Annotated in this window: 8 protein-coding genes; 3 read left to right on the top strand and 5 right to left on the bottom strand. The window is 46.7% G+C overall.

The annotated features are described in order from the left end of the window. Positions 1-197: 197 nt before the first annotated feature. Both QUA70_RS14070 and QUA70_RS14065 read right to left on the bottom strand, forming a co-directional pair. A complete protein-coding gene (locus QUA70_RS14070) occupies positions 198-422 on the bottom strand; it encodes a hypothetical protein (protein WP_015174403.1) in 225 nt (74 codons plus the stop codon). 205 nt (positions 423-627) lie between these two features. Beyond that, on the bottom strand, positions 628-1803 hold the full coding sequence (locus QUA70_RS14065; protein WP_333332490.1) for a SpoIID/LytB domain-containing protein: 1176 nt from the start codon (positions 1801-1803) through the stop codon (positions 628-630). 263 nt (positions 1804-2066) lie between these two features. Here QUA70_RS14065 and QUA70_RS14060 point away from each other — a divergent pair, with 263 nt between their 5' ends. Together QUA70_RS14060 and secA are read left to right on the top strand one after the other, a co-directional pair. Further along, positions 2067-2999: a ribonuclease Z gene (locus QUA70_RS14060; RefSeq protein ID WP_333347716.1), complete on the top strand. Its 933-nt coding sequence runs from the start codon at positions 2067-2069 to the stop codon at positions 2997-2999. A 475-nt stretch (positions 3000-3474) separates the two neighbouring features. After that, positions 3475-6291, top strand: coding sequence for a preprotein translocase subunit SecA (gene secA / locus QUA70_RS14055; RefSeq protein WP_333347713.1), 2817 nt, complete (start codon positions 3475-3477; stop codon positions 6289-6291). Positions 6292-6364: 73 nt separating this feature from the next. On the opposite strand, the gene QUA70_RS14050 is transcribed toward secA, so the two are convergent. The 3 genes from QUA70_RS14050 to QUA70_RS14040 all read right to left on the bottom strand — a co-directional run bounded on the left by QUA70_RS14050 (position 6365) and on the right by QUA70_RS14040 (position 8342). Beyond that, a complete protein-coding gene (locus QUA70_RS14050) occupies positions 6365-6658 on the bottom strand; it encodes a DUF3288 family protein (protein ID WP_333347710.1) in 294 nt (97 codons plus the stop codon). A 150-nt stretch (positions 6659-6808) separates the two neighbouring features. Continuing rightward, positions 6809-7717 carry a hypothetical protein gene (locus QUA70_RS14045; RefSeq protein ID WP_333347708.1) on the bottom strand — a complete coding sequence of 303 codons (909 nt, stop codon included), beginning with the start codon at positions 7715-7717 and terminating at the stop codon, positions 6809-6811. Between the two features lie 55 nt (positions 7718-7772). Then, the gene (locus QUA70_RS14040) at positions 7773-8342 is read right to left on the bottom strand and encodes a tetratricopeptide repeat protein (RefSeq protein WP_333347705.1); all 570 of its coding nucleotides are present in this window, start codon (positions 8340-8342) and stop codon (positions 7773-7775) included. 172 nt (positions 8343-8514) lie between these two features. Between QUA70_RS14040 and QUA70_RS14035 the strand changes: the two genes are divergently transcribed. Next, the gene (locus QUA70_RS14035; RefSeq protein WP_333347702.1) at positions 8515-9255 is read left to right on the top strand and encodes an SDR family oxidoreductase; all 741 of its coding nucleotides are present in this window, start codon (positions 8515-8517) and stop codon (positions 9253-9255) included. Positions 9256-9384: the final 129 nt, after the last annotated feature.

The following is a 9384-nucleotide window of genomic DNA, read 5'->3' as shown; positions in this document are numbered from 1 at the left end:
CTTTTATCAACGGGGGATGAGGGCTGTAACTCAGATTAGGTCTAGCTCTTAGCTCTCTTTGTCACCCCCCCAGGTTTCATACCGTAAATCAGCAACGCCAAATACCTTTGTTGGGAACGGGCTTTTAACTCTTTCTTAATAATTGTCGAAAATATCAATTTTTATTGATGTCATAATTTTTTATACTCCGAGTTTTATTAAATAAGCTTAGGGCGTTTAAAAATCAAACAATTTTGGTCATACTTCGAGTCGTGATCCAGAGCCACAAGTTCCCATCCCTCCTCCCCCAAATGATTGACAAATAGATGCAGCGAGCCTTGTTTCCAATCTCGCTGTTCTTCACCGTTTACATATAAACTAATCAGCTTGTTTCCAAAAGGATACATATTCGCATCCACAAATAAATACTCCCACTTTTGCATAGCAATCCTTAATGTAGTTAGTTGGCAGTTGGCAGTTGGCAGTAGTTAGTAGTTATTGGTTATTTGTTGTTGGCTCTAATAACCAATGCTTTTCGGCGAAGATGCTTTTCGGCCCAATTCCCAATTACCAATTACCAATGCTTTTCGGCCCAATTCCCAATTCCCAATTCCCAATTCCCAATTCCCAATTCCCAATTCCCAGCAGTTACTGGACTGCAATTCTAGCCAAAGTAGCACCCCGGTAATAATGCAACAAAATCTGCTGGTAGCCGTATCCTTGTCTGGCCAAATTGTATGCCCCCCACTGACTCATTCCTACAGCATGGCCGAAACCTTTGCCAGCAACTTGAAAACCCGTAGGAGTTTGGCCACTGTTCCTTGGGTTCCGACCACCCCCATACTGAGGAATCACGGTAAACCGCGTACTCCTCAAATTTAAAACCCGGCGTAAATCTGCGCCTGTCATGACCCTAGAACCGCCATCTCCAACTACTTTCATCCTCAAAACGCTGCCGTAAGCGGTAGTCCGTTCTGGCTTCATCGAGATCACATTGCCCACGCCAGAAATCTTACTGCTGATTTGAGCCCGAGAAAAATTTTCTTTCCATTGGTAAACCGGCGCCCCTTGGTCGAAGTCAGGAACAGCACGCAGGTAAGGCAGAGGTTCCGTCCAAACATCCTCGACATTTTCAGTATGTCCCCCAGACGCAGAGTGGAAAGCGGCTAAAATAATTTGACCGTTGTAGGCCAGAACTTGACCAGCGGTTGCATCGACTGCGGAATAAGTGCCAGAAGATTCTGTTTGCAATCCTTTGTAAACCTGCGAATACTGAGTGCTGTCCACGTCGTAAAGGTCGGTTTCGCTTTTCAGGCGCTGGTGGATAGCGTAGGAACGGGCGGCGACTGCTTGGGCTTTCAAAGCCTCTTGAGGCCAATTGCCACTCATCTCGGCGCCGAGAACGCTGTAGAGATATTGTTCGATATTGACGTAGTTGATGGCAGTCAAGCCTCCTTTTTGGGGAACTAGAAGCGTGCGTCCCCGATACCAACGATCGCCAATCCAAACATAACCGTTCCCCGTCGGCTCGATCCAAACTTGATTGGCGGCCCAGCGACCGATCGCCACTGTTCCCGATCGAAATTGAGCTGACTGAGAACTGTTTGCCGACAGTTCGCCCAAATTACGCCCGCTACCGTCGCGGATTGCAGCCTTAGTAGAACTGCCGACTTTTACCTGACTTGCCCCGTCTTGTACCGCAACTCGCAAGATCAGCGCAGCCTGTGCTGGGGCTACCATTACCAGCCAAAACAACAGCGAAATCCCAAAGTAGCGTTTTTTTAATGTCGAAAAAACGGAAGCAAAAAATACTCCTGACTGCATTTGAAAATTTTCCTCCTGTGCTGTATGAGTTTAAGAATTTTTAAGGGAAGGCAAGGGAAAAAGGAAGGGGAACGGAAGAAACAAAACGTTAGAATTGGGTGGATCGCTCTGTACGCTTGTCAAAAATGATTTTAGCGAAGAGATGTTCCCAGGAACAGCGATTTATCCCGGTTCCTGCCTGCGACTATTTCCTGAATGGCGGATTGACCGCACTCTGGATATATGTAACATATTTTTTAACTTTAATTGAGGTGATTTGACTCTTGCAGATTACATTTCTCGGAACAAGCTCCGGCGTACCCACGCGATCGCGCAACGTTTCCAGCATCGCCCTCCGCTTGCCCCAGCGAGCGGAACTCTGGCTGTTTGACTGCGGCGAAGGAACTCAGCACCAGTTTCTCCGCAGCGACCTCAAAGTCAGCCAACTAAGCCGCATTTTCATCACTCACTTGCATGGCGACCACATTTTTGGCTTAATGGGTTTGCTGGCTAGCTGCGGTTTGGCGGGGAATGTCAAGCGCATCGACCTTTACGGGCCTCCGGGACTTGAAGAATATTTGCAAGCTGGTGTTCGCTATTCTCAAACTCATTTTTCTTACCCGGTTAAGGTACACAAAATTCACGAGGGAGTCATCTATGAAGATGACGAATATATTGTTAGCTGCGGCCCTTTGAAGCACCGAGTTACTGCTTTTGGTTATCGAGTAACTGAGAAAGACCGTCCGGGACATTTTGATGTTGAAAAAGCAAAGGCTGTGGGCATTCCTTCCGGGCCAGTTTACGGTCTATTAAAACAAGGAAAGACGGTAAAGTTAGAGGACGGGCGACAGTTTAAAGGTACTGATTTTTGTGGTCCGGATCAAATCGGGCGCAAGTTTGTTTATTGTACTGACACGGTTTTTTGTGAAGGGGCCGTGGAATTGGCGAAGGATGCTGATTTGTTGGTTCATGAAGCTACTTTTGCTCATCAAGATGCTCAAATGGCATTTGATCGCCTGCATTCAACTTCAACAATGGCGGCTCAAGTTGCTTTGATTGCTGGGGCGAAACAGTTAATTATGACGCATTTTAGCCCGCGTTATGCTCCCGGAAATGCGATCGTCCTGGATGATTTGCTCAAGGAAGCGCAGGCTATTTTTCCCAATACGAAAATGGCCTATGACTTTTTAACTTACGAAGTGCCCAGGCCTGTTTAAAACTAGGGTTAATCAGACCTGAGATTTGACAGCATTTTCAATAAGAGCGATCGGGCAAGGCTCTTGGGGCCCACTCCTACTCCCCACAAAAACACTGATTTCTTGTGGAACAGCCATCTTGCCTGTTACTGAAATTAGTGCAACAAAAACATTAATCTCTGATTTCTTGTGGAACAGGCATCTTGCCTCTTGCGGAAATTAATCCCACAAAAACATTAATCTCTTATGGAACAGGCAAGATGCCTGTTACGCCCTGCAATTGTCAGTAAGCACATATACCTGAGTTGTGATCGTGACCCACCTTCACCAAGTTCAATCCAAAATCTCAAATCCAAAATCGAGCGATCGCCCCCGACGACTCCTTCTTCTGAGCCAATGGTTGCTACAATCGGGGAGGGTATATGTTGTGGCTAACACTACAGCCCGTAACCCTGAAAGCTAATAGCTAAATTATTAAAAATCTGCCTCTCCTGCCATGTTTAAAAATCTGCTAGGCGATCCCAACGCGCGCAAACTGAGAAAATTTCAGCCTTGGGTAGCTGATATCAATATTTTGGAAGAAGACTTCCGCGCACTCTCAGACGACGGCCTCAGAGGGAAAACGGCCGAGTTTCAACAACGTCTGGCAAAAGCTAGCTCTCTCAACGAAGAAAAAGAGATCCTAGACGAAATCTTGCCGGAAGCTTTTGCAGTGGTGCGGGAAGCGGGACAGCGGGTTTTGGGACTGCGCCACTTTGATGTCCAACTCCTCGGCGGCATCATCCTCCACAAAGGCCAAATTGCCGAAATGAAAACCGGTGAGGGCAAAACTTTGGTGGCGACGCTGCCGGCTTACCTCAACGCCCTCAACGGTAAAGGCGTACACATCATCACCGTCAACGATTATCTCGCAAGGCGGGATGCGGAATGGATGGGACAGGTGCACCGCTTCCTGGGATTGACTGTGGGACTGATTCAGCAGGGCATGGATCAGGTGGAACGAAAGAAAAATTATAACTGCGATATTACCTACGCGACTAACAGCGAAGTCGGCTTTGATTATTTGCGCGACAACATGGCTACTGTCATGGAAGATGTAGTGCAGCGTCCTTTTAATTTCTGCGTGATTGACGAGGTTGACTCGGTGCTGATTGATGAAGCACGGACGCCTCTGATTATTTCCGGCCAGGTGGAACGCCCTAGTGAGAAGTACATCCGGGCGGCTGAGGTGGCTGCTTCCCTGAGAAAGGACAATGAAGAACATTACGAGGTTGACGAAAAAGCTCGGAATGTGCTGTTGACCGATGAAGGGTTTGGTGAAGCTGAGAATTTGTTGGGCGTTACGGATTTGTACGACCCGGCTGACCCTTGGGCGCATTACATTTTTAATGCGATTAAGGCGAAGGAATTGTTTATTAAGGATATTAACTACATCGTTAATCCCGATCGCGAAGTCGTGATTGTGGATGAGTTTACCGGCCGGGTGATGCCGGGAAGGCGCTGGAGTGACGGTTTGCACCAGGCGATCGAAGCCAAGGAACGGGCGGAAATTCAGCCGGAAACTCAAACGCTGGCGACGATTACTTATCAGAATTTCTTTTTGCTTTATCCGAAGCTGTCGGGGATGACTGGGACGGCAAAGACTGAGGAGACGGAGTTTGAGAAGATTTACAATCTGGAAGTAACACTGATTCCCACTAACCGGATTACCAGCCGTACTGACCTTTCGGATATGGTGTACAAGGCGGAGGCTGGGAAGTGGAATGCGATCGCCCAAGACTGCGCGGAAATGCACGAGATCGGTCGGCCGGTGCTGGTGGGCACTACGAGCGTGGAAAAGTCGGAGTTGCTGTCGCGGCTGCTGCTAGAACGGAAAATTCCTCACAATTTGCTTAATGCTAAACCGGAAAATGTGGAGCGGGAATCAGAAATTATCGCTCAAGCCGGACGCAAAGGTGCTGTGACGATCGCGACAAACATGGCGGGACGCGGTACTGATATTATTTTGGGCGGTAATTCTGAGTACATGGCGCGCCTGAAGTTGCGGGAGTATTTTATGCCCCGGATCGTGCAACCCGAGGATGAGGACGGATTTTCGGTGGTGCAAGTACCGGGTATTAGTGGTCGCCCCGCACCTCAAGGTTTTGCCCCGACTACGAAAAAGGTAAAGTCTTGGAAAGCTTCGGCGCAGATTTTCCCGACGCAGCTATCGAAAAATGCCGAGCAAATGCTCAAGGCGGCCGTGGAATTGGCGGTGAAAGAGTACGGGGAGCGATCGCTCTCGGAATTGCAAGCCGATGATATCGTGGCTATAGCTTCGGAAAAAGCACCGACAAAAGACCCGGTAATTCAAAAATTGCGGGAAGCTTACAATTTAACTCGCAGCGAGTACGATGCTTTTACCAGCACCGAACACGATGAAGTCGTGCAGCTGGGAGGGCTCCACGTCATCGGTACAGAACGCCACGAATCGCGCCGGATCGACAATCAGTTGCGCGGCCGGGCGGGACGCCAAGGAGACCCTGGTTCTACCCGGTTTTTCTTGAGTTTGGAAGACAATTTGCTGAGGATTTTTGGCGGCGAACGGGTGGCTGGTTTGATGAAGGCTTTCGGTGTTGAGGAAGATATGCCGATCGAATCTGGAATGCTAACTCGTTCCCTCGAAGGCGCTCAGAAAAAAGTCGAAACCTACTATTACGACATCCGCAAGCAGGTATTTGAATACGACGAAGTGATGAACAATCAGCGTCGAGCAATCTATGCAGAACGCCGCCGAGTATTGGAAGGTTTGGACTCCAAAGAACAGGTAATTAAGTATGCCGAACAGACGATGGACGACATCGTGGGAGCATACATAAATCCCGATTTACCTTCGGAAGAATGGGAACTCGACAAACTTGTGAGCAAGGTGAAAGAATTTGTTTATCTGCTCGCTGACATGACACCGGATCAGCTAGAAGATTTGTCAGTTGAGGAAATTAAAAGTTTCTTGCACGAACAAGTCCGCAATGCTTACGACATGAAAGAATCGGAAGTTAATGCAATCCGAGCTGAATTGATGCGAGATGCGGAACGGTTCTTTATTTTGCAGCAAATTGATACTTTGTGGCGGGAACACTTGCAACAAATGGATGCTTTGCGCGAGTCTGTAGGGCTGCGTGGTTACGGCCAGAAAGATCCGTTAATCGAGTACAAAACTGAAGGTTACGAGCTGTTTTTGGACATGATGACGGATATCCGCCGCAATGTGGTTTATTCGCTGTTCCAGTTCCAGCCGCAGCCGGCAATGCAAGTTTCGCCAGAGATGGTTTAAAAATAGTTAACAGTTGACAGTTGACTGCAACTGGTTGCCAGTCTTTTTCTGGGAACCAGTTGCACATTTGAGATTAAACCCAATCTTCTTGATCGCTTTTTTGTTTCCTGTAAACTTCACCTTTGGCGTGAATTTTACGAGTTTGTTCGTAAAGTGTTTCTTCCGTATGATTCCATTTTTGTAGGACTTTTTTTAAGTCGGATTGAATATCTCTAGCGCCGGGAAAGCCTCGGTAGCGAATTATTAATCTTGCTAATTCCGATAAATTGTAGTCGGTTGCTTCTCCTGCTAATAAAGTATTGACACTGGCTCGATCGCGCTTGTATTGCGGATGCTGCTGATCTTGAGTTTTTGCTACTGAATCCATACTATTTATGTTTCCCAATCATCTGAAAATCTTGCTACAAGCAACCGCCACCCAAAAGCGCGGACATAAATAACTATCATGAATAGAGTCTTAAATCCGCGCTTCATAAACGGTTTAATTCGGGTATCATAACTGTCAACTGTCAACTGTTTAAATTGTCGCTTCAGTCATCCCCAGAAATTTTTGTGTTTGTTCAGCAATACCAAATAGTCGATCGCCGTGACAAAAGATTTCCCAGGCGCGAATTCCCATAAAACCAATACCTGCCACCGCCAAGGGCATCGCTGCGGCACCTAAAAGCGCGGCAATGGGGGGAAATATCATGCACAGTGTTAAGAGAATGCCAGTAATAACACCGCCAGCAATGCCAGCTTTGGCGGTGGCAGTGGCGACTTGTTCGACTAACTCTGACTGCGTAATTTTGCCTTCAACGCACAATAGCGAGTTTTCTAAGATAGAAAATATTAACTCAATTACTGCTGCGGCGATCGCCCCTTTCATTGCAGCCCCAACGATTTCGGCAACTGCTGCTTTAAACGCTGCATCCGCTAAAACTTGCTTAGCGACTGCTAATTCTGCGGCAGTCATGTCTGCACCACCGCGAGCACGATTCACCCAAAAATATTCAAAAATCCCGTTAGCAGCTTCGCTTCCGCCTCCATTGACGTGCGCTTGGATGTGACTCCAATCTTTATCTTGACAGAAGTTGCGAATTGCTTCAGGGCCTTGGGCACGAATTTGGGCGGGTATGGATTCAAATACTTTTGCTGCTTCTTGAACGTTTCGGATGCCGTCACGTACCCCAGCCCTAGCAAATTTAAATTGCAAATTTGTTGGCAGGTTCTCAAAACGGATGTTATGTGCTATTTTAAAAGCTTCTTGAGTGGCGATCGCCCCGGCACTAACCATTGAACTTGGCGCTGATTGTACCCACGCCGTTAATACAGTTGCACTTTCCTCAAATTTTGCATCAATTTGGTTGCCTAAGTTTTGGATATCGGCAACAGTTTCTTGTACTTTAGCCGTGAGGAATTCGAGCGGATTATGGTTAATTTCCATGTGGTTCCAGCTTGCATCGTTAATGATTGAATTATTTTGACTATAACATTCCTCTTCAGTAAGTGTTATTGCTTACTGAATTGCTTCTCGCTTCTAAGTCAGGCTGTAAATTTAGAGCTTTTTTTTGATAAAATAAACCTTCATTGATTTGTCCTTGCTGTTCCAAACTTTTGCCTAAATTCCAATAAGCGACTGCTAAATCGGGTTGAAGAGCAATAGATTTTTGATAGTAAGTTATGGCGTCATCGAGCTGGCCTTGTTTGTAAAACATACTGCCCAAATTAACATAGGCTTCGACAAAATTAGGATCAGATTCGATCGCCTTGGAGTAGGCGCGAATCGCCGCGTCTATTTTGCCTTGGGCTTGCAGGATATTGCCTAGAGTTTTGTAGGCGGCGGCGAAATTGGGTTGCTGGCGAAGTGCTTGGTAACAGGAGGCGATCGCCTCTACATATTTCTGTTGCGTATAATAAATTTCTGCTATCTTGTTGAGTGCGATCGCACTATCCGCTTGAATGGCTAGTAATTTTTGATATTGAGCGATCGCATCCTCAAATTTTCCTGATTTCTGGAGGGTCTCGCCCGCTGACAAATACTGCTCTGCTAACTCGGAATTTACGGTCATAGATTTTACTTTAACAGCCGATACTACTTTACCACAAGTGTTAGTTAGCAACCACGATTTCGAGGGATATTCTGACTATTTGAGATTTTAAATTTGTTTATGTACCGGAAGGCGGAAAAAAATAGTATGATTATTTTGAACCAGCATCAACGCTAATTGCAGAGGAAATCTCATGGCATCACTAGCAGGAAAAGTGGCAATTGTGACTGGTGCATCGCGGGGAATTGGACGCGCGATAGCCCTCCGATTATCCCAAGAAGGCGCATCAGTTGTCGTCAACTACGCCAGAGGATCTGAGCAAGCAAAAGAAGTTGTGTCAGCGATTGAAGCAGCAGGCGGCAAAGCATTGGCCGTGCAAGCCGATGTCAGCAAAACCGCAGAAATTCGCGATTTGTTCGATCGCACTCTGGAAACCTATTCACAAGTCGATATTTTAGTCAATAATGCAGGAGTAATTCTTTACAAACCTGTAGCGGAAGTTACCGAAGCAGAGTTTGATAATCTTTTTGCAATTAACGTCAAAGGCACGTTTTTTGCTTGTCAAGAAGCTGCTAAACGCATGGCAGACGGAGGAAGAATTGTCAATTTTTCCAGTTCGACAACGGCGATGCTACTGCCAACTTACGGGGCTTACGTGGCGACAAAAGGCGCGGTGGAACAGCTAACTCGATCGCTGGCTAAGGAATTGGGCGATCGCCAAATTACAGTTAATGTGATTTCTCCGGGCCCAACGGATACAGAACTCTTTACAGTCGGCAAAACCGCCGAACAAATACAAAGATTTACTCAAATGGCTGCTTTGGGAAGACTCGGAAAAGTTGAAGATATTGCCGATGTGACGGCTTTTTTGTGCAGCGAACAAGCGCGGTGGATTACCGGACAAAATATCCGCGTTAACGGCGGGACTGCCTAAATATATACTTTAGTCAGCTTGGAGTGGATAAAAGTTTGTATACCAGCAGCGCTTTCAATCGCCGATTATAAGAATCCCCAACCACAATCTTTGATTTTGGTTGGGGATTCTTATAATTTTATAGCGCGG

Origin of the sequence: Microcoleus sp. LAD1_D5 (assembly GCF_036702115.1) — a bacterium.
In the GTDB taxonomy this organism is placed as follows: domain Bacteria; phylum Cyanobacteriota; class Cyanobacteriia; order Cyanobacteriales; family Microcoleaceae; genus Microcoleus.
Note: the sequence above shows the minus strand (reverse complement) of the source record. Positions and strands in the feature narration are given on the sequence as shown.

Bases quoted from the DNA above. Each gene is read 5' to 3' on its own strand.
- QUA70_RS14070 (WP_015174403.1), bottom strand. From the start codon at position 422: ATGCAAAAGTGGGAGTATTTATTTGTGGATGCGAATATGTATCCTTTT.
- QUA70_RS14065 (WP_333332490.1), bottom strand. From the start codon at position 1,803: ATGCAGTCAGGAGTATTTTTTGCTTCCGTTTTTTCGACATTAAAAAAA.
- secA (WP_333347713.1), top strand. From the start codon at position 3,475: ATGTTTAAAAATCTGCTAGGCGATCCCAACGCGCGCAAACTGAGAAAA.
- QUA70_RS14050 (WP_333347710.1), bottom strand. From the start codon at position 6,658: ATGGATTCAGTAGCAAAAACTCAAGATCAGCAGCATCCGCAATACAAG.
- QUA70_RS14045 (WP_333347708.1), bottom strand. From the start codon at position 7,717: ATGGAAATTAACCATAATCCGCTCGAATTCCTCACGGCTAAAGTACAA.
- QUA70_RS14040 (WP_333347705.1), bottom strand. From the start codon at position 8,342: ATGACCGTAAATTCCGAGTTAGCAGAGCAGTATTTGTCAGCGGGCGAG.
- QUA70_RS14035 (WP_333347702.1), top strand. From the start codon at position 8,515: ATGGCATCACTAGCAGGAAAAGTGGCAATTGTGACTGGTGCATCGCGG.